Annotated in this window: 1 protein-coding gene and 1 pseudogene; both read left to right on the forward strand. The window is 39.9% G+C overall.

Translation table 11 applies throughout. The annotated features are described in order from the left end of the window. Positions 1-267, forward strand: a pseudogene (locus A194_RS19145) (IS110 family RNA-guided transposase); the annotation flags it as partial. A 14-nt stretch (positions 268-281) separates the two neighbouring features. Next, positions 282-346, forward strand: a 65-nt coding sequence (locus tag A194_RS19955) for a hypothetical protein (protein ID WP_237718794.1), incomplete at its 3' end; no start/stop codon positions are given.

The raw sequence follows: 346 nt of genomic DNA on the forward strand, positions 1-346 counted from the left end.
ACCGAAAGACTCTGTAAACTAGCTGAACAATCAATTGGATTGACAGAAGGAACAGTGATGGCACGAAAACAAATTACCACACTGGTTCATCAACTCGAACTCCTTCAAGAACAACTATATGAAGTGGAACAACAGCTAGAAGAGCTAGTTAAAGAAATACCTGAATTTGAATACTTAACATCTATTCGTGGTATCGGTGAACAAACCGTTGTTGAGTTGCTTGCCTACACAGGTTCTTTATCTGGTTATGATCATCACGCCAAATAATAAAACTAGCGGGATTGACATTACGAGAAAACTCATCTGGCCTTATGAGAGGAACCAAACGATTGTCCAAGAGAGGCAG

The organism is Alkalibacillus haloalkaliphilus C5 (assembly GCF_000269905.1).
Classification (GTDB): Bacteria; Bacillota; Bacilli; order Bacillales; family Alkalibacillaceae; genus Alkalibacillus; species Alkalibacillus haloalkaliphilus_A.